The following is a 19,638-nucleotide window of genomic DNA, read 5'->3' as shown; positions in this document are numbered from 1 at the left end:
CGTCACCGTTTTTTCTGGCAGTCATAGGGATCGAGGTATAAAAAGGGTATATGGATAATTTACGCACCCGTTTATTGGGTTTGCCGCGTAGGCAAAAACGCTTTTTGCAAGTCGCCACCGATATTGTGCTGGTCTGGGTTGCGCTCTGGCTGGCGTTTGTCGTACGCCTGGGTTTTGAGGATCTCAATAACCCTTTCGTTGTTCATTTGTGGCTTTTTCTCAGTGCACCAGTTATAGCAATTCCACTTTTTATTCACTTTGGCATGTACCGTGCCGTGATGCGGTATTTTGGCAATGATGCGTTAATCGCCATTATCAAAGCAGTGAGCCTATCATCATTGTTACTGTCTCTGGTGGTTTACCTGTACAGCAATCATCAGACATTGGTTCCACGGTCAATCGTATTCAACTATTGGTGGTTGAGCATGGTAATCATTGGTGGCCTACGTCTGGGAATGCGCCAATACTTTCTTGGCGACTGGTTTACTACCGTCCAACATGTACCTTTTACAAACCGCGATGATGGTTTGCCAAAGGTGGTCATCTATGGTGCTGGTGCTGCTGGTAATCAACTGGTAGCAGCACTGCGTATGGGCAAGTTGATGCGGCCCGTAGCTTTTATTGATGATGACAGTAGCATAGCTGATCGCGTCATCTCTGGACTGCAGGTATACAAGCCCAGACATATTCAACGGATGATTGACGAGACTGGAGCAGAAGAGCTGCTCTTGGCCATCCCCTCATCTACGCGGGCACGACGCAGAGAAATACTTGGTTACCTGGAAGGCTATCCGCTGCATGTGCGCAGTGTGCCTGGATTCATGGATTTAGCCAGCGGTCGGGTCAAAGTAGATGATATTCAGGAAGTCGATATTGCCGATCTACTAGGTCGAGACTCAGTGCCTGCGCAAGAGGATCTATTGGAAAGGTGTATAAAGAACCGTGTAGTAATGGTTACCGGTGCAGGGGGATCGATTGGATCGGAGCTTTGCCGGCAAATATTGACGCTGGGCCCTACCGATCTGCTGCTGTTTGATCATAGTGAATACAATCTCTACTCTATCCAGTCAGAGCTCGAACAGCGTGTCCAGTCGGAGGCGTTGAACGTCAGGCTTATGTTTATTCTCGGCTCTGTGCGTAACCAGAACAGGTTATTAGACGTCATGAAGTTCTGGTCGGTTGATACTGTCTACCACGCTGCGGCTTACAAACATGTTCCTATGGTGGAACACAATATCGCAGAAGGTATCCTCAATAATTTGATGGGCACCCTCAACACAGCCCAGGCGGCATTGCAGGCTGGTGTTGAGAACTTTGTGCTAATTTCAACCGACAAAGCGGTACGACCGACTAACGTAATGGGGAGTACCAAGCGCTTGGCTGAGTTGGTGTTGCAGGCATTGAGCAAGGAACTGGCACCTGTTTTATTTGGAGATGCTTCGAATGTATCCAGTGTAAACAAAACTCGCTTCACGATGGTGCGTTTTGGTAATGTGCTGGGTTCTTCAGGATCTGTTATTCCGTTGTTTCATAAACAGATCCAGGCTGGTGGTCCATTGACTGTTACACATCCGAAAATCACCCGTTATTTCATGACTATTCCTGAGGCCGCACAGTTGGTTATCCAAGCGGGTTCTTTAGGGCAGGGCGGTGATGTATTCGTCCTCGACATGGGGGAGCCAGTGAAGATTATTGAGCTAGCTGAAAAGATGATTCACCTTTCGGGGTTGAGTGTTCGCTCGGATAAAAACCCGCGTGGGGATATCAAGATCAATTTCAGCGGACTGCGTCCAGGTGAAAAGCTATATGAGGAGTTATTGATTGGCGATAACGTCGCCGCTACCAGTCATCCAATGATCATGCGAGCCAGCGAGGAGTTTCTGACATGGGACGCATTGAAGGAAAAATTGTCAGTTTTGCTGATTGCCGTCGAAGCTCATGATTATGTTCTGATCAGACAAATTCTGAAGTCTATCGTAAGTGGATACAGCCCTGAGGACGAAATTGTTGACTGGATGTATGTTCAGCGACAATCCTCAAAAAAAATATCGGCACGCTGTGATAAAAACTGAGTAACAGCAAGCAAATCGCTTCAGCTCATCGGGAGGCGTGCCCTAGGTTACCAGGGATTGAGAGCCAGTCGGAACGCCGCCCTCATTTCCAAGCCTACCAATACCCAATTAGAGGCGTAAACGTCCGGCGAACACCTGCAACCGCTGCTCAACTCGATGCGTGACTGGCTGCTGGAAAGGCGCGTAATCCACTGCGACGAAACGCGCGTCCAGGTGATGAAAGAGCCTGATCGAGAGCCGACCAGTCAGTCCTGGATGTGGGTAAAAACCGGCGTAAGCGCTCCATAAACCCCACCTGGCTAAAGATGGGCAGAGCGTTCAGCCGTGAAGTCGAGGTTCGCAGTTCCACGGCAGCAAGGCTTCGTAATCTTCAACCGATGTCGCCGTTGGCAGGCGTTCCAGTGCGTGGCACAGCCACGCATAGGGCTCTTGGCCGTTGGCTTTGGCAGTCTCAACTAGGCTGTACAGTTGAGCACTGGCCGTTGCGCCCTTGGGCGTGTCGCTAAACAGCCAGTTCTTTCTTCCTATCACGAAGGGGCGGATCGCGCGTTCTGCCGCGTTGTTGTTCATCGGTAAATACCCTTCCTCAACGTATCGTTCTAACTTGCTCCAGTTACTTGCGAGGTAACTGATGGCTTTGCCCAACGCATTCTGAGCGGTGACTTGTGGCTGCGTCTTTTCGATCCAGCTTTTCAACTGAGCCAGTATCGGCAGGCTATGTGCGTGACGGCCGTTTTTACGGTCAGCATCGCTACTGGCCTTCAAGTCGCGCTCGATGCCGTAAAGCTTGTTGATCAGACTCAGCGCGATATCCGCGCGTCCCGTCTTGCCTTTGGGTTGCACTTTCTGTGCTTCAACAAACTTGCGACGCGCATGAGCCCAACAGCCTAAACGCTCAACTCCGGCTTGGGCGCCCAGTGCGTTGTAACCGGCGTAATCATCGGTCATGACGTAACCGCGATAGCCTTCGAGCAGGCGCGTCGGTACCTCCTGCGCGCGGCTGGTGGAGTAGTCAAAAAGGATTACTGGCCTATCGGGTGGGCCGCCGGTTTGCACCCACATCCAGGACTGGCTGCTCGCCTCGCGGTCAGGCTCTTTCAACACCTGCACCCGTGTTTCATCGCAGTGGATCACGCGACTGACCAGCAGGCTGTCGCGCATTAAATTCAGCAGCGGCTGGAAGTGATCGCCGCACTGGATCACCCAGCGAGCCAAGGTCTGGCGCGGGATATCAATACCGTGACGCCCCAACACTTTTTCAAAACGATGAAGCGGCAAACCGTCTACATATTTGGTCGTCAGCAGCATCGCCAGAACACTGGGGCTGGCCATGCTCTTTTCAATCAATTGCGCTGGCTTGTCTGCAGTGACTGGTGCGCTCTCGCAGTCGCGGCAACCGTAGATTTTGCGCACATGTTTGATGACGCGAATCTGCATCGGCACGATTTCAAGCTGCTCGCTGACTTCCTCACCAATGGCGTGTTTGCGGCAACCGCAGGCGCAGGTCAGTTCGTGTTCGGGCAGTTCGTGGATGACTTCGATGCGCGGCAGATCGGCAGGCATTGCCACGGCGCTTGGCGGGGGCGACAACCTCTTCTTCAGCATTCTCGTCGATAGCTTCGACGACGCTTTCGGCTTCGTTGAACAGGGCCAATTGTGGCGTCGCTGGATCGGCTGTTTGCTCGGACTTGCGTCCGAACAAGCGCTGGCGTAGCAGCGCATTTTCTTCTTCCAGATGAACAATACGGCCCTTGCTCGTTTCGCGCTCAAGCAACATCTGCTCAAGCAATTGTTTAAGCAGCGCAGGGTCGTCAGGAAGATCTTTGGGCATCGGAATTATGCCCTGGATTATACCGAATCAGGCCACGAATCGCGGTGTCAAAACCTGATGGGGACGGTTACGCCAGAGGTCAAAACCGTCGAGCAGCCAGTTGAGTTCCTGAACGGTCAGGACAATCGCTTCGTCCGTCACATCGGGCGATGTTTTGAAACGCTCGGACTCCAGGCGCTTAAGCCAAAGGCAGAAGCCGTTACGCTCCTAGTACAAAATCTTCACCCGGTTGCGTGGCTTGTTGAGGAAGACGAAAAGCACGGGGTCGAACACCGCGACCTTGATGTCCAGTTCGACCAAGGCCGCTAAACCGTCGATGGACTTTCGGAAGTCGACGGGCTTGGGGTACAGATACACTTTTTCGACTTTTGCGTCGGGACGCATCATGGCGAATGGGCTCCAGAAAGAAATCGGGAGCACAGCATCCGGGATCATGCGGCGGCTTTGAATATGGGGTTCATGGAGCGCTTAGTGCGCCAGCCAAGCTGGCAGTTGATAAAGGGTGAAAGTCCCTACGAGAGAAGTTATGGCGAAACACCTCGACCCCGAGTCATGCGTTGTGCACCGTGAGGTGTACGGCGAAGCGTTGGCAGGGGAAAACCAGCAGGCCAGCCATTGAGCCGCGAAATCATGAGTCCAGGGCGCCGACGCTGTTATGCGAAGCGGAAGGCCACAGTGTGCATGACGATAATCGCAAGCCATGCTTCACGCCCTGCGCGGTCGTAGACCCTGAGCATGCTGGGAAGTCAACTGTACGGAAGCTGGGAGATCTCGTCCGTGTCTGGTCGTGACAAGCCAGACGGGGCAGGAAAGGTCACAAGCCAAAAGCCTGCTGTCTACGCGGATGAGAAGTCGGATAACTCCGTAGTACCTGAGAAGTTGCCGAACAACGGGCTTGCCTCGGCGGAGGTGATGGAGGAAAGGGAGTTAGCCAAGGGGAACAGTGAACAGCCTTCCGCATCCCGGACGCAGAGCCGGACAAGTGCGTTGTCAGGGTTGCTCGCTGTACGTCAAGCAGCTCGGCGAGATCGCCGGGTAAAGTTCACGAGCTTGCTGCACCACTTGACGGTCGAGCTATTGCACGAGAGTTTCTACAATCTCAAGCGAGACGCGGCCAGTGGTGTGGATGGTCTATCGTGGCGAGAGTACGAGCAAGGTCTGCTCACAAGGCTGACAGCCTTACACGACAAAGTGCATAGTGGCCGCTATCGCGCCCAGCCTGTCCGGCGGGTGTTTATCCCAAAGGCAGATGGTAGCGAGCGCCCGCTGGGCGTAACCGCACTGGAAGACAAGATCGTCCAGACCGCAGTCGTGCAAGTGCTCAACGCAATTTATGAGCAGAACTTTCTCGGACTCTCGTATGGTTTTCGCCCAGGTCGAGGGCAACACGATGCATTGGATGCGTTATCGGTAGGAATACAGAATTCGCGTGTTCGTTGGATATTGGACGTGGATATTCGAGCGTTCTTTGACACCATCGATCACGAATGGATGATGTGCTTCCTGCAACACCGAATTGCGGATAGGCGAATGTTAGCGCTGATAGTTCGATGGCTGCGCACAGGTGTTCTCGAAAATGGAAAGCGCATTCCTGCGAAGCAGGGTACGCCGCAAGGCGCGCCCATTTCACCGTTGCTTGCCAACATCTACCTGCACTACGTGATGGACTTGTGGATCAGGCAATGGCGCGAGCGTACTGCACGAGGTCAGATGATTGCTGTGCGATACGCAGACGACAGTGTGCTTGGATTTGAAAAGCATGAAGATGCATGGAGTTATCGCCAGGCGTTGGAGGCTCGACTAGCCCAGTTCAACCTGACACTGCATCCAGAGAAAACACGTTTGCTACGGTTTGGCTGGTTCGCGATCGAAGATCACAAGAAGCGCGGGGAAGGAAAACCGGAAACTTTCGATTTTCTCGGGTTCACGCATATCTGTGACAAAACCAAGAACGGGATGTTTGTGGTTAGACGCGTGACCATCGCCAAGCGCATGAGAACGACAATCAGGGAGATACGGGCGCAGTTACACAAGCACAGGCATGAGCCCGTCCCGGTAATCGGACAATGGTTGAGCCGTCTGTTTAAAGGTTACTGCAACTACTATCACGTACCCGGTAACACACGGCGACTGGATGCCTTTCGCCGTGAAGTGATCGGTGCGTGGAGGCATGCTCTTAAACGGCGAAGTCAGCGGCACCGTCTGAACTGGGAGCGCATGGCTACATTGGCCCGGCTATTCATACCCTATCCAAGAGAGCTACCAATGCATCCGCATCCCATAACCCGCTTCGGCGTCAAAACCCAAGGCAGGAGCCGTATGCGGTAATTCCGCAAGTACGGATCTGTGCGGGGGGGGGGGGCAGGTGACTGCCATTCCTACCGCGACCGGAATAGGAACGGCGTGTTGGCTGTATGAAATACCCGTTTAAAAGGCTGGAACTGGTGCCCACTTAAATTTAAGTGCACACCATTTCTTGGCTTTGCGGGGTTGGGGAGATGACTTGACTGTACGGTTACTTAGAGGCTTACTCGCGGCCTTGAGAAAATAAATAATACTGTTAAGACCCAAAAAGAAGTCATAGTTTCTAGGAAACCAAATACTTGGTTGTTTGCTGGTATATAGAGAAATAGTATGCCAAATAAAGGCAGTAGCATACGGGCGAAAAAATCTTCGTACATGATAGCTGACAAATAAATCCATGAGAAATAGGCGCCAAGAATTAACATTATTATGGCAACGCCAAAAAAACCCACGTCGTTGGCTATGTAGCTATAAAAAGAATGCCAGTAAACAAATTCATCCCATTGTTCGCTTATTTTATGTTGAAATGTTCTGTCTCTTATGTCAAAACCTAGATACTCGGCAAACGCTTTTTGTAGGAAAACAGAGTGGCCGATACCGAAGGATGTGGTGAAGTCCTCATCCAGTGCAATCGACATTCCATAATAACCCTGTACCATATAAATGGTCAGCTTTTCGTAAAGATCCGTCGCGTGAGTCCTCTCTGTATTTGTCTCATCACTCTTAAATCTAATTCCTTTGTCTTTTAGATACTCAAATCGCTCGGGGACGCTATTTTCAAATGCGACCTGATAGGGTGAATGTCCGGACTTGACACTATAAAATTGCCAGAAAGAAAAGAAAAATATAGCCACCAGAGAAATTGTAAAAAACTTTCGTTGCTTAATCGTGGAAAAAACACCGGAAGATTTATTCGAGACTACTAAGATGCCGAGACAGATGGATATTATAAAAAAATAGGAAAAATTTATAGCGCTTAGGCTGGCAATGATTCCGGACAAAAGTGGGATGGTTGCTATTAAAACGCCGGCAATTTTACGGAATGTACTCAAGGTGTGCCAATAAAATACTAGGCCCGGTAGCAGGATGTACTTGAATGCGCTGGTAAAAAATAAGCTGGCAGTTATCAGCGGGTTATTTATAAAACCATCCATTGCTGCGTCAGATGCATAGAAGGCACGAGCTTGCCAGGGCGCAACCAATCCTCTATGTAAGTTGGAAAAAAAATCGTTCGGTATATATGAGTGCGAAAGGGTAAGGTTTCTATGCTGAACTATATTTGCCGCAAGCGCCAAGACCAATATTAACCAGAAATAATGTGTGAATTTGTTTTTTTTAGTTTGGATTTTTAGGGGCGTTTTGTTAACTTTTATTTTTTTGGTGAAATAAAAACTCTGTACTATATAGCCCCCTATAAAAAAGATATGGTATAGAAAAATAAATCCTAAAAACTCGCTAGTGTTTTGCAGTGGCCATATGATGGGGCCATAGAAAAGCAGCCATAATCCCAGTAGTAAATATACTTCAACTAAAAAAAGCGGCGCATAAACTTTTATTTTGTTCACTTTCCAGATCCTTGGCAAGATGCGTTGACATAAGATGTAGGCGTGTATAGCCTCATTTGTTCTTGGTGCGTGAGCATGAGTCCACTATATGACCGTCATGAGATATACAATCTTTATAAAACATCTTTGCTCGCCTGACTATCAGGTTGTAATGCTCCTGATGTGGTTCTGGCTCCGGTACTGACGCTGAGTAAGTTTTAAGAAGAGGAAGCAGGTTCGCAGCGATTTTGAAAAGGTAGGTGTAATAGCTAATATTAAGCAATTTTTTAAGAGAACTATTGTCGATTTTGTAACAGTAAATCCTGTTTCTTAGCAAATACTTACCCAGCCAGGTCTTTTCGCAAGAAAGCATATAGCTAAAAACCTTTAGTTTGTCTACGTCAAAGTCTGAGCCTCTAATGAGGTAGGTTGAGCCAGATGTTCGTCTATAGTATATGTATACTTTTTTTGATTGTGTGAAGCTAATGTCCTGATAAGAGTTTGCAATTTTTACCATCATTGGGAAGTCTTCAGTGACACTGTGGCTGTTTATAAAGGAGGAAAGCTCCTTATCTTTCAAGAATTTTTTATTGTAAAATAAGCTTGGAGTGTTAATGCTGCTGACACCTTTCAGGCGTTCGAAAAACTTCTTTCCTTGGTAAATTACTTCTGTTGCTAAAATATGAAAGATGGTCGATTTTGATTCAAGGATTTTACCGTCGATCAGCAATAGTGGTAATCCAGAAAAAAAATCGTGATGCTTCAACTGTTCGACTTCTTCAAATATATTTGTGCATGCATAAACGTCATCGCCGGCAGTTATTTTAAATCGCTCGCCTTCAATCAGTGGCCATATCCTAGTGTAGTTCAGACAAGTGCCTTTGTTCGTGCCATCAGCCAAAATTTTGATATCTGTGAAGAGTTTTTCGTGTATAGAAAGCCAACGACTGGCCAGTGCAACAGTCTGATCCCGTGAGCCATCGTCAGCTACAATTAAATTAAATTCATACGCTGAACCAAAATTTTCAATCAAAAATCTAATGCTTTCAAGGTGTTCAATAATGTAGGCCTCATGATTGAACGTCAGGATGGCAAAAGTAAATTTACTCTTAATCACGTGACATACCTTTTAAAAACTTTCTGTTTAGAGTTCTGTAGATAAAAATAAAAGCATCCATCCCAATCATTTTGAAACCGAGCAGAAAGAAATCTATTTTCCATTTGAGGCCGTATTTGCCGTCTGATAATGACTCACTGGCAATGCCTCTTTGATCAAGATCTATAGAAAGCTTGTATTTTTCTATAATGGGAGCAATCACACTCAAAACCCACTTTCCTCTGCGTATAGCCCCGCCTAACGTATAATTATAGATAAATGTATCTTCCTTGCCCGCTTGAGCGCAGTAAAAGCGACAGCTATCCTTGAAGGTCCTTGCGCTGCCAAAAAACTCCCAAGCCCAGGGTGAATCTAACTCTCCTGTAAAGTCCATTAGGCGTTTAGTTCGCCAGATGGCGGGGGCCGAGTTCAGTCGATAGTCATTTCTCTTGCCTACCAATTCAAAGCCATCATGATGACCATCGAACTCATTCGGGCCTGGAATAGTATTAAAATAAAATACTGCAATGTCAGGGTTTTTTTTCATGTCGAATATGCATTCAGCTAGCTTTTTTTTACTGACTGGAGCTTCAAGGATGAAATCGTCAAATAAAGTAACTACGAATTCTGTATCTACTAAGGATAATGCTTTGCGGAGTCGCCATCCCCATGGTTTTTTTCCTTCTTTGACATTCAGATTCAGAGTGACTATCTGTAATCCATCGAATCTGAAACTCTTGTGCTCAGTGTTTAAAATTATCTTACATTCGCAATCGGGCCACATCGCTTTGAATGCATAAAAAAAGGGCGGCCAGACGTCCTCATAGTTGTCGCAAGAGTTTATAATAATAGTGCAGTCGGTTTTTTTGATGGGTTGAGCACTATATATCATGAACTTATATCCTGTTAGATGCGCAATTTATTTGTAATGCTATTGGGTAGAACTGCGTATCGAATTGTAAGAGCCGGATTTTGCGATCACTCCGTTTTCTACTTCGATCACGGTATCGCAACCTTTAAGCGTGTTCAGTCGATGAGCAATTACAATAAGCGTTATTTCTTTTCCAAGCCCCTCGACTGCTTTCATTACCTCTAACTCGGTTTTTCCATCAAGAGCGCTGGTGGCTTCATCTAGAATGATAACCTTGGCTTCTTTGTAAAATGCCCGAGCTATCGCAATACGCTGACGTTGTCCTCCGGACAGAAAAACGCCCCGTTCTCCCACCTGAGTATTATAACCATTTGTCCAAGACTCGATAACACTCGACATTTGAGCTTTCTCCGCTGCTCGACGCACGCGATCGAAGTCGATGTCCGAATAAGGTACTCCGAATGCAATATTTTCAGCCACGGACGCGTCTGATAGAAATATGAGCTGCGGTACATGGGCTATATTGGCCTGCCAGTTGCGGCTATTGGCTGCCGTCACTTCCACACCATCGACTAGAAAAGCGCCTTCATTCGGCGTCAATAACCCCATCAAAATATCGAGCATTGTGCTTTTGCCACTACCCGTTGCACCCATGATGCCGATACGGCTGCCTTTGAGGATGTTCAGCCTTACGTTCTGCAACACCCAGGGGGCGTCTGGGCCGTAGCGAAATGAAACCGCGTCTAGTGATATAGACTGCTCGAAAGGTAACGGAGTTCTCGGCACCTCTACATCTGTTTGGTTGTCCACTTCAGGGAGAAGATTCAGTACGTCCTGCAAAGAATCATGTGCTCCCTTGATGCATGCCCAAGCTGCGTAGGATTGTTGCAGGACTGGAAGTAACCGCTGTGCAGCAAGTGCAAGAGCGCCCAGCATTGGAATGGATGCTAGCAGCCCACCCGGCTGTTGCGAGAGCCAATATGCAAATACAGCAACCATTAGCATGCCAAAGGATTCAATCGTATAGCGTGGAGCGTTCGCGATGATTTGAATATTGGCTTTTGCTCGACGTAATTTGTAATCGGCAGCATTGAAATCTTTACGATAGCCGCGTTGCGATGAATCAATGATTACGTCGCGAATGCCCTCAAGACTTTCACTCAATAATTTCAGCAGTTTGTCTGAGCTTAAGCTGACTTCAAGGCTGTCTTTTCCAAGCTGTTTTTTTGTAATAAAAATGACAGAAAGATAAACGCCACCAAAGCTAGAAAATGCCAAAAAGGCCACTACCGGTTGGATCGCTAATACAATCACGAGTATCGCCAGCATCATGAAAATTGAGCTGGCGATCGTCAACACCGGGAATAGAAATTCACGTACAACCATGTCAACTTTGTTGAAGATGGCCGTGATGACTTCACTGCTATTTCTCGCCAAGTGCATGCTATAGGGCTGATAAATGACGGCCTTGTATATTCCGTCCGACAGGTCGCTGCCCACTGCGGAACTAAATCTATTCTGCGCCCACATAAGGATAAAACGGCTCACGCCTGAAAAAATTGCGGCCAGTGCAAAAATGATAGTGAGAGGGAGCAGCAGTCCATCCGCTGAGGTAACCCCTAGTGCGGTAAACATGCTATTTGCCAGTGGCTGATCCATTATTTTTGCTGGATTGATCAACACTGCAAGAAAAGGAACTATCGCTCCGATACTCAGGACTTCGGCAAATGATGCCACTATCATAAGAGAAAGAATTATACATAGTTGCACCTTTCTCTTGAACGTCAGGCACTTCCAAAGTCGGATTAATGATGCGGTCATCAACTCACTCTTCACACAAAAAATTGTTGACCGCTGCAATGACAAGTTCAGTCTCTGATAGAGTCATGACAGGGCTTATTGGCAAGCTCAATACTCGCGCATGTATCGCTTCAGTAATGGGGTAGCACTTGTTGTTCCAATCCCTGTAAGCGTGCTGTTGATGCGCAGGTACAGGATAGTGGATTATGGTCTGGATTCCTTTCTCCGCCAGATAACGTTGTAGTTCATCACGGCGGTCACACTGGACGACAAAGACATGCCATACGTGATCTTTCAGCGATTGGACGCGGGTACCTGGCGGCAGCGGTAATACTATGTTTGGATTTTTTATTCCATCCATGTAAGTTTGCGCCACATTTCTACGCTGTTGTGTTTGCTCGTCCAGATACTTGATTTTGACACTCAGCATGGCCGCTTGAATTTCGTCTAAGCGGCTGTTTACCCCTTGGTATAGATTTTTGTATTTCTCATGGGAGCCATAATTACGCAACGCTCTGAGCGTATCCGCCAGTTCGTCATCATCGGTAGTGATGGCCCCCGCGTCGCCTAAGGCACCAAGGTTTTTTCCTGGATAAAAGCTGAATCCCGATGCATGTCCCCAACTCCCGGCCTGTCGGCCATCATGGCTAGCACCGTGAGCTTGGGCGGAGTCTTCCAGCACAAGAAGGTTATTTCGATGTGCCAGCCCCATCAACGCCGGCATATCACAAAGCTGTCCATACAAGTGGACCGCCATGATGACTCGGGTTCTAGCTGTGATAGCAGCCGCTGCATACTCGGGCTTCAGATTAAAAGTGGCTGCATCCGGCTCCACCAAAATTGGTATCAGTCGGTTTTCGGTTATGGCAAGAACGCTTGCAATGTAGGTATTAGCAGGGACAATAACTTCATCGCCATCTTTGAGTTTGCCCAATTCCTTCCAAGCACGAAGTGTAAGATTCAGTGCATCCAGACCATTTGCGACGCCGATACAGTGGCGACTACCGGTATAGGCCGAGAATGCATTTTCGAAGTCAGACAGTTCCTTACCGCCAATATACCAGCCAGAATCTATCACTCGAGTGCAAGACTCAACTAACTCATCGCGCATTGTGGCGTTTATTTTCTTTAAATCGAGAAAGCTAATCATATATCAATATGCCTGACAATTTTAGCAGGGTTACCTATCACAACGGCCCTGTCTGGGACGTCCTTTGTTACAACAGCGCCCGCGCCGACCATTGCTTGGCTCCCCACTGTAATACCAGGAAGCAGTGTTGCATTAGCTCCAATGCTGGCGCCTTTTTTGATGGTGACCCCCGTGAAAATACGGGGAAAAGACTTCGATCTAGGAAAAGGGTCATTAGTAAATGTGGCATTGGGGCCAATGAATACATTGTCTTCTATACGGGTACCCTCCCATAAGAAAACACCTGATTTTACAGTGACATTATTCCCAATAATAACGTCATTTTCTACCAGCGTGTGTGCGCATATATTACAGTTGCTACCTATAATCGCGCCTTCGAAAATAACACTGTACTGCCATATTCGTGTATCACTTCCTATATTGAGGCTTTTAACATCTGCCAAAGCATGAATTTCAGGCATATTTTATGCTCTCTGCGAAATCATTATAATCCCGGATGTAGTCCGACTCATCGTAATGCTCACTAGCCAGCACTAGCAGTATGCAGTCATCGCTGAAATCGGACATTTCCCGCCATACCATGCTTTCGATCAATAACCCTTTTGTAGCGTTATCCATCCAGCATGCTTCGCGAACCAAGCCATTGTCGAGAGTCATTCTCAATCGGCCCTTTACGCAGATGGCAACTTGCTTCAAGCTGCGATGCGCGTGAAATCCTCGGCTGACACCTTCAGCAGTTCTATAGATATAATAGACGCGCTTGATGTCAAAAGGGATTGCCTTTTCCATGCCGATTTCGAGAGCTACCAATTCCCCCCTTTCGTCACCCAGGCCGGGAAAATCAATCCACTTGATCAAGCTCATCTTTTTCCAACCTCATATTTCTTTGAAAAATTCTTAAAGATGCATCTAACGGTTATTTGGTTATTTTCTAGCTAAGCTGAAAAGCTCCTAGAATACGCCAAACAGCGTTGATATTCACGGGATTTTTCTGCCACAGCCTACAGCTGCATCTTATCGTGCCCCCTCTATCAAGTGTTTAAAGGCGTCGTCAGCAGCCTAGTGTCTGGAACAGCGAAGGAGGGAGGCCAGGCGGTCCGGAGGTTACCTGCAAAACTGCGAATCGCTTACCCGACGACTTGGCAGCTAGTGTACGTAGCCAACTGATGACATGTGTTTCTCTCGGCGAAAATGCGTCCCTAACACACCGCCGATTTCTCGGATCAAGCCCGGCCGTCGAGTTCGACGCTCGCATAGCTACCAGCTGGTCATCGGTCTCGTTAGCCAAGGGCAGATGCTCAACTAATCGTGATCAAGACTGAGTTGGGTATTAAGGGGGCGAAAAATGGCGAACAGTTACATTCGTTATGGATCATAATTTTTTAGTGAAGAGCTGAATTAAAAATTGTTTTAATAGTTGGGGTTAATTCAGCTGTCGGTTTGACGAAGAGTCATGAATATTCTTCCAGAATTTATAATTGCGGTGTCAGCTGAAATCGGCGGAGCCCACCCAAGCAGTGTCCTCGATTTCGATGAGTCTATCTGTAATGAACCGTATAGTTGCGTATAGGTGTTCTGTTTGCCGATCAAGCGTGCAAAGGTTTTCAAAAAAATAGAAGGGATGGGAAATAATAGTGCTTTGTGCCCCATGCCCTCGGCTAAGTAACTGACCAATTGGCCTGTAGAGAAATCCGTACCGTCTGATACGAGAAATATCTGATTAGCTGCCGCCGGGTGGTCTATGCACACACAGATGAAATCAACCAGGTTTTCTAGTGCGACCATGCTTCTGCTATTTTTAATCCGTTTGAACGGTAATGGAATACCGGATTGTACGAGCTTGAGCAACCTTCTGAAATTTCCGGGGGCATGTGCGGCATACACCAAAGGAGGTCTAATGATCACAACATTCATTTCAGATTGCTCGGCAATTTGTAAGAGCCCGATCTCAGCCTCCAGTTTTGAAGTGGCGTAATCCGCGTGAGGGACGGGCTCTGACGATTCTGAAAAAGGGAAGGTTGAAGTAGAAGCGCCATTTACCCCAATAGAGCTGATAAAGACGAAGCGCTTTACGCCCTGCGCTGCGGCCTGCCTAGCCAAGTTCAGTGTCGCATGGGTATTGGCCTCTCTGAATAGCTCAAGTGCATTGCTCTCTTGTTTTAACACGTGGGCGCGGCCTGCCGTGTGAACCACGCAGTCAACATCAAGCAACGCCTCATGCCACACTGTTTGCGAGTTGAAATCGCCAAGGTTGAATACTTGGTAAGCGGTTTCGAGTGCCGTATTTTCTGATCGAGTCGCTACGGCAATCCGATGATTTGCACGTTGGGCGAGCTGATCTAGGAGTTCTGAACCGACAAAACCCGTAGCGCCGGTGAGTAAAACTTTTTTCATCTGTAAAGAGTCTCTACCTGTGACGCGAGCATTATGGATATAGGCGTTTGTGCCCCTTACCGGAACGTGCCTCGTCGTTATTCTGGCTAATTGATCTTTATTTCGTAAGTTGTTTACGTTTTTGAGGTGACTTTACCATGTGATACATACTGCCATATTTTGGCGAGTCGCTGGTCTCACGGAGACGACAATGCTCGAGAAATTCATACCTTGTAACGTGGCTTTTTTTGACGTGGTTCCAATTTCATCTAGCGTGAAAAAGCAGCCTCGGAAAAGCTGCTTTTCTCTTACACTGTCATGGAGCGTCACCAATGCAAAACACTTACCTCACCTCCCTAATCTTCGCCTTCCTCACGACCCTCTCAGTCACCACCACCGCAGCCCCGTCCATCAAACCCGAAGCTCCAACCCCTATCACCGCCCAGATGACCAAGGTCGAGCAGTCCACCAAGGTCAACCTGAACACCGCCGACGCCGAAACCCTGCGTCGTGACCTCTTCGGTATCGGTGCCGCTAAAGCCCAGGCGATCATCGCCTATCGCGAAAGCAATGGTCCGTTCACGGCGGTGGATGAGTTGTTGGAAGTGAAGGGGATTGGCAAGGCGCTGCTGGAGAAGAATCGCGATAGGCTGGCCATCAACTGATTCATCCAGGAGGCCGGTCATTGATCGGCCTTTTTGCCCTCCGGGTTCTGCGTTTTCAGGCGTTCGCGCACCACGGCCATGATCTGTCTTGCCAATTGAGGGGCTTCAACACTTCTGGCCAGTACCAATGCGCCCACCAGTGTCGACATCATCACCAGGCTCTTTGCATCGCAACGCTCCTCTCCCAATGCCGTTTCTATTTGCTTGAGCCTTGCGTTGAGTACCTGGTCTGTAGTCGCACTGGGCTGGCCTCGGAGCCCCAGTTCTGAACACATCGTTGGCAGCGGGCAGCCTTGGTCCGGGGAGGCCAGGTGCCATTCCGACAGGTAACTGTCGATAAACGCGCCCAGCGGCTGCTCCTGGCTGAACAGCATGTCGCAATGGGCGTCCAGGTCTGCGGCGGCCGCCTGCAGGGCTGTCTCCACCAGTTCGTCCTTGGATTTGAAATGCGCGTAAAAGCCGCCATGAGTCAGGTTCAACGCTTTCATCAGTGGCTGCAGGCCGGTGGCGTCGATGCCGTTGCGGCGAAAGCGCGCAGAGGCTTCCTTAATGATGCGTTGGTGGGTCTGGGCTTTGTGGTTTTGTGAATAACGCATGGGGCAGCCTCGGTTACAGGCGGGCATTTTAACCAACTTGTTCTTTTTTACACACTCGTCGGCAATCAGGGCGTTGGCATGAAATGTGATTACATCTAGACGGAGGATTGTTCAACAATCGTGAGGTGGTCATGACGCTCAGTTTGTCTTTAGCCGACCAGATTGCCCTGGAGCTGCGTGCCGACATCATTGCGGGGCGGTTATTGCCAGGCATGGCATTGGTCGAGGTGGATCTGGTCAAGGCCTACAGTGCGTCGCGCAATACGATTCGCGAAGCCTTGCACCGTCTGGGGCAGGAGGGGTTGACCCGTTATGTGCGTAACAAGGGCGTCATGGTGCGGCGGTTGCAGCGGGAGGAAGTCCGCGACCTGTTTGTAGTCCGCCGTACCCTGGAGTTGCAGGCCATCGCCGGAAGCGAGGCCTTGACGCCCGAGCAATCCGAGCGCCTGCAAAACGCCATTGACGCCACCACCCTGGCCCGTGAGCGCGAGGATTGGCGTGCGGTGGTCACCCACAGTTTGATGTTCCATCAGCACATCGTCGGGTTGATGGGCAGCCCGTTGTTCGATGAGTTTTTTGCCCAGGTCATCGCCCAGTTGCGCCTGGTGTTTTGCGCCGCGCCTGATGAGCAACGTTTCCAGTCGCCCTGGCTGGAGCGTGACCGTGAGATTTATCAATGGCTGGTCGAGCAGGACAAACCGGCGGCAGGGGAGGCGATGAGCCTGTACCTGGATGATTCGGAACGCCTGTCCTTGGCCCTGTTTACCCACCCCTGATCGAGGATCTGCATCATGTACAAAGACTATCCGGCCGCTTATCAGGTCAGCAAGGGTTCGGCGTTGCAGGTCGACGCGGCATTTTACGAGCGCATTCGTGACCGAAAAGATCAGCGCAGCTTGATCGAGCAGTTCGAGGTACCGATTCGCACGGGCAGGGCGTGGAAGGTGCCCGCGGGGCATGTGTTTCGTGTCACCACGCCCGTGGGTCCGCAGGTGGGGGACTTCAATGTGTGGAACGCCAATGACCCCCGCGAACGTCTTTGGGCTGCACGTACCCGTCAGTTGCAGGGGGCGCATGTGAGCACTCATGACCGGCTATGGTCGAATCTGCCATTTCTAAGGCCACTGGTGACCATCACCGATGACAGCCTGGCCAGTTACGGCATCGATGAGCACGGCGGGCGTCTGCATGACTTGCTGGGGACACGGTGCGATCCCTATGTGAACCGCATGCTCACCGGCGAGGACTTCCATCACCATTGCCACTCCAACCTGACCCGCGCGGTATTACCCCACGGTCTGACGGAATTCGACGTGCATGACGTGCTGAATATTTTCCAGTGTACGGGCCTCAATCACGACGACATGTATTTCATGAAAGCCTGCCCGGCGCAGAAGGGCGATTATCTGGAGTTCTTTGCCGAGATTGATTTGCTCTGCGCGCTGTCGACGTGCCCGGGCGGGGATTTGTCGCTGCCGATGTGGGGGCCGGATGCGCAGGATCCGCTGACGGTGTGCCGTCCGTTGGGGGTTGAGATCTATCGGCTGGAGGACGAGTTGCTGGACGGCTGGAGCCAGCCGGAGCGTGCTGCCTATAAAGGGCAGCACGGGTTGCAGATTGCCAAGGCGGATTGGGAGTAAGCGGTCCTAGCGGTCCTGCGCGTCCTTGGCGTCCGCCTGGGCATTGCGCTCGGCCACGCGCTTGCGTTGTTCGTCGGTGAGTTCCACCTTGTTGGCGCTGTCACGCAGCATCATCAGCCCTCCGACGATCGACCCGATCGCAACCACCATAATCAACCACGCATACCACGGCATAAGGCTCTCCTTGAGGCAGATTACCGTCGGAGAATTTTCCCACGGTAATAACTACTTTGAGTGACGGGCTTTCTGAGTAGTTCAGTGTAGGCCCGTTCTGCCTCGAAACCTTAGAGCCCGGTCAACATTGCATCTGCCGGTGCATCGGCACGGTCCTGTGCGGTCATTTGGAAGTAGATGAAACCCACGGCCATAAAGCCGAGGAAGATCAGCCCGATCAGCGTGTTGAACCACGCCATGGCTACCAGGCAGACCACGGCCAGCGCCAGCGCAATGCCGGGCACGATCGGATAACCCGGCGCGCGGAAGGTACGTTCCAGCAGCGGTTCGGTCTTACGCAGTTTGAACAGGCTGAGCATGCTCATGATGTACATCACAATGGCACCGAACACCGCCATGGTGATCATCGCCGCGGTCAATGTCATGCCGCCCAGGTTGATCAGGCCATCGCTGTAGATGGCGGCGATGCCGACCACGCCACCGGCGATGATTGCCCGGTGTGGTGTCTGAAAGCGCGATAATTTGGCGAGGAAGGAGGGCAGGTAACCGGCGCGGGCCAGGGCAAAGAACTGGCGCGAGTAGCCCAGGATAATGCCGTGGAAGCTCGCCACCAGGCCGAACAGGCCGATCCAGACCAGCATGTGCAGCCAGCCGGAGTTGTCGCCCACCACGGTTTTCATCGCCTGCGGCAGTGGATCGTTGATGTTCGACAGGGTGCGCCAGTCGCCCACGCCGCCGGCGAAGAACATCACGCCCATGGCCAGGATCACCAGGGTCAGGATGCCGCTGATGTAGGCCTTTGGAATGGTGCGCTTCGGATCTTTTGCTTCCTCGGCCGCCATGGCTGCGCCTTCGATGGCCAGGAAAAACCAGATGGCAAACGGAATCGCCGCAAACATCCCGGCAACCGCCGGGGCGCCGAAGGTATCGGAACCGGCCCAACCGTTCAGGGCAAAGTTGCTGAAGCTGAACGCGGGCGCGACCACGCCCATGAACACCAGCAGCTCGGCGACGGCGAGCACGCACACCACCAGCTCGAAGGTCGCGGCCAGTTTCACGCCGAGAATATTCAGCCCCATGAATACGATGTAGGCACCGACGGCCGCATGCTTGGGGTCCAGGGCCGGGAACTGCACATTCAGATACGCGCCGATCGCCAGGGCGATGGCAGGCGGGGCGAAGACAAATTCGATCAGGGTGGCGAGGCCTGCGATCAAGCCGCCTTTCTCCCCAAAGGCGCGACGACTGTAGGCAAACGGCCCGCCTGCGTGAGGAATGGCGGTAGTCAGCTCGGTGAAACTGAAGATAAAGCAGGTGTACATCGCGGCGACCATCAGCGAGGTCACCAGGAAGCCCAAGGTCCCGGCCACGCCCCAGCCGTAGCTCCAGCCGAAGTATTCCCCGGAAATCACCAGCCCGACGGCAATGCCCCATAAATGCAGGGTGCCCAAGGTGGGTTTGAGTTGTGTGTTCATTGTGCTGCGCTCCCTGAACGGTTTGGAATGATTCAAGGTGTTGCAGC

Annotated in this window: 18 protein-coding genes and 2 pseudogenes; 6 read left to right on the top strand and 14 right to left on the bottom strand. The window is 50.4% G+C overall.

Features of this window, described 5'->3' with window-relative positions; all coding sequences use genetic code 11:
• The first annotated feature begins 50 nt into the window (after positions 1-50).
• Positions 51-2,072 (top strand): polysaccharide biosynthesis protein, encoded by a 2,022-nt coding sequence (locus tag BFQ01_RS29730; RefSeq protein WP_065928107.1) that lies wholly within the window; start codon positions 51-53, stop codon positions 2,070-2,072.
• Between the two features lie 129 nt (positions 2,073-2,201).
• Positions 2,202-2,339 (top strand): annotated as a pseudogene (locus BFQ01_RS32010) (transposase); the annotation flags it as partial.
• A 51-nt stretch (positions 2,340-2,390) separates the two neighbouring features.
• Here BFQ01_RS32010 and BFQ01_RS29725 read toward each other — a convergent pair.
• The 3 genes and pseudogenes from BFQ01_RS29725 to tnpB all read right to left on the bottom strand — a co-directional run bounded on the left by BFQ01_RS29725 (position 2,391) and on the right by tnpB (position 4,287).
• The gene (locus BFQ01_RS29725) at positions 2,391-3,635 is read right to left on the bottom strand and encodes an IS66 family transposase (RefSeq protein WP_256097800.1); all 1,245 of its coding nucleotides are present in this window, start codon (positions 3,633-3,635) and stop codon (positions 2,391-2,393) included.
• Positions 3,541-3,903, bottom strand: coding sequence for a transposase (locus BFQ01_RS33150; RefSeq protein WP_256097799.1), 363 nt, complete (start codon positions 3,901-3,903; stop codon positions 3,541-3,543). Before BFQ01_RS33150 ends, BFQ01_RS29725 begins: the two co-directional genes overlap by 95 nt.
• A gap of 27 nt (positions 3,904-3,930) precedes the next feature.
• Positions 3,931-4,287: pseudogene (gene tnpB / locus BFQ01_RS33145) on the bottom strand (IS66 family insertion sequence element accessory protein TnpB).
• Between the two features lie 393 nt (positions 4,288-4,680).
• On the opposite strand from tnpB, the gene ltrA reads away from it, so the two are divergent.
• Positions 4,681-6,231, top strand: coding sequence for a group II intron reverse transcriptase/maturase (ltrA, locus tag BFQ01_RS29715; RefSeq protein WP_370671285.1), 1,551 nt, complete (start codon positions 4,681-4,683; stop codon positions 6,229-6,231).
• 191 nt (positions 6,232-6,422) lie between these two features.
• Here the strand turns inward: ltrA and BFQ01_RS29710 are convergent, their stop codons facing one another.
• The 8 genes from BFQ01_RS29710 to BFQ01_RS29680 form a co-directional block, all read right to left on the bottom strand.
• Entirely contained in the window at positions 6,423-7,772 is a 1,350-nt protein-coding gene (locus tag BFQ01_RS29710) for a hypothetical protein (RefSeq protein WP_065928105.1), read from the bottom strand.
• A gap of 52 nt (positions 7,773-7,824) precedes the next feature.
• Entirely contained in the window at positions 7,825-8,868 is a 1,044-nt protein-coding gene (locus BFQ01_RS29705; RefSeq protein ID WP_065928104.1) for a glycosyltransferase family A protein, read from the bottom strand.
• On the bottom strand, positions 8,861-9,739 hold the full coding sequence (locus tag BFQ01_RS29700; protein WP_065928103.1) for a hypothetical protein: 879 nt from the start codon (positions 9,737-9,739) through the stop codon (positions 8,861-8,863). The genes BFQ01_RS29705 and BFQ01_RS29700 overlap by 8 nt, the downstream gene beginning before the upstream one ends.
• Before the next feature lie 39 nt (positions 9,740-9,778).
• Positions 9,779-11,539 carry an ABC transporter ATP-binding protein gene (locus BFQ01_RS29695; RefSeq protein ID WP_065928102.1) on the bottom strand — a complete coding sequence of 587 codons (1,761 nt, stop codon included), beginning with the start codon at positions 11,537-11,539 and terminating at the stop codon, positions 9,779-9,781.
• Positions 11,540-11,543: 4 nt separating this feature from the next.
• Complete coding sequence (locus BFQ01_RS29690; RefSeq protein ID WP_065928101.1) at positions 11,544-12,668, bottom strand: DegT/DnrJ/EryC1/StrS family aminotransferase; 1,125 nt, start codon at positions 12,666-12,668, stop codon at positions 11,544-11,546.
• A complete protein-coding gene (locus BFQ01_RS31995; RefSeq protein WP_083244956.1) occupies positions 12,665-13,129 on the bottom strand; it encodes an acyltransferase in 465 nt (154 codons plus the stop codon). The genes BFQ01_RS29690 and BFQ01_RS31995 overlap by 4 nt, the downstream gene beginning before the upstream one ends.
• Complete coding sequence (locus tag BFQ01_RS29685) at positions 13,122-13,532, bottom strand: sugar 3,4-ketoisomerase (protein WP_065928100.1); 411 nt, start codon at positions 13,530-13,532, stop codon at positions 13,122-13,124. The genes BFQ01_RS31995 and BFQ01_RS29685 overlap by 8 nt, the downstream gene beginning before the upstream one ends.
• A 564-nt stretch (positions 13,533-14,096) precedes the next feature.
• Positions 14,097-15,062, bottom strand: coding sequence for an NAD-dependent epimerase/dehydratase family protein (locus BFQ01_RS29680; protein WP_065928099.1), 966 nt, complete (start codon positions 15,060-15,062; stop codon positions 14,097-14,099).
• Between the two features lie 311 nt (positions 15,063-15,373).
• Here BFQ01_RS29680 and BFQ01_RS29675 point away from each other — a divergent pair, with 311 nt between their 5' ends.
• Positions 15,374-15,706 (top strand): ComEA family DNA-binding protein, encoded by a 333-nt coding sequence (locus BFQ01_RS29675; RefSeq protein ID WP_027604151.1) that lies wholly within the window; start codon positions 15,374-15,376, stop codon positions 15,704-15,706.
• Between the two features lie 17 nt (positions 15,707-15,723).
• On the opposite strand, the gene BFQ01_RS29670 is transcribed toward BFQ01_RS29675, so the two are convergent.
• On the bottom strand, positions 15,724-16,302 hold the full coding sequence (locus BFQ01_RS29670) for a TetR/AcrR family transcriptional regulator (protein WP_065928098.1): 579 nt from the start codon (positions 16,300-16,302) through the stop codon (positions 15,724-15,726).
• Positions 16,303-16,433: 131 nt separating this feature from the next.
• Between BFQ01_RS29670 and BFQ01_RS29665 the strand changes: the two genes are divergently transcribed.
• Together BFQ01_RS29665 and BFQ01_RS29660 are read left to right on the top strand one after the other, a co-directional pair.
• Positions 16,434-17,078 carry a GntR family transcriptional regulator gene (locus BFQ01_RS29665; RefSeq protein WP_065928288.1) on the top strand — a complete coding sequence of 215 codons (645 nt, stop codon included), beginning with the start codon at positions 16,434-16,436 and terminating at the stop codon, positions 17,076-17,078.
• Between the two features lie 15 nt (positions 17,079-17,093).
• The gene (locus tag BFQ01_RS29660; RefSeq protein WP_027604148.1) at positions 17,094-17,942 is read left to right on the top strand and encodes an urea carboxylase-associated family protein; all 849 of its coding nucleotides are present in this window, start codon (positions 17,094-17,096) and stop codon (positions 17,940-17,942) included.
• 6 nt (positions 17,943-17,948) lie between these two features.
• On the opposite strand, the gene BFQ01_RS29655 is transcribed toward BFQ01_RS29660, so the two are convergent.
• Positions 17,949-18,116, bottom strand: coding sequence for a DUF2897 family protein (locus BFQ01_RS29655; protein ID WP_003172675.1), 168 nt, complete (start codon positions 18,114-18,116; stop codon positions 17,949-17,951).
• Positions 18,117-18,226: 110 nt separating this feature from the next.
• Positions 18,227-19,591 (bottom strand): ethanolamine permease, encoded by a 1,365-nt coding sequence (eat, locus tag BFQ01_RS29650; protein ID WP_065928097.1) that lies wholly within the window; start codon positions 19,589-19,591, stop codon positions 18,227-18,229.
• Positions 19,592-19,638 lie beyond the last annotated feature (47 nt).

Source organism: Pseudomonas sp. 8 R 14, assembly GCF_900005955.1.
GTDB classification, from domain to species: Bacteria; Pseudomonadota; Gammaproteobacteria; order Pseudomonadales; family Pseudomonadaceae; genus Aquipseudomonas; species Aquipseudomonas marginalis.
This window is presented reverse-complemented; position numbering and strand designations above follow the sequence as displayed.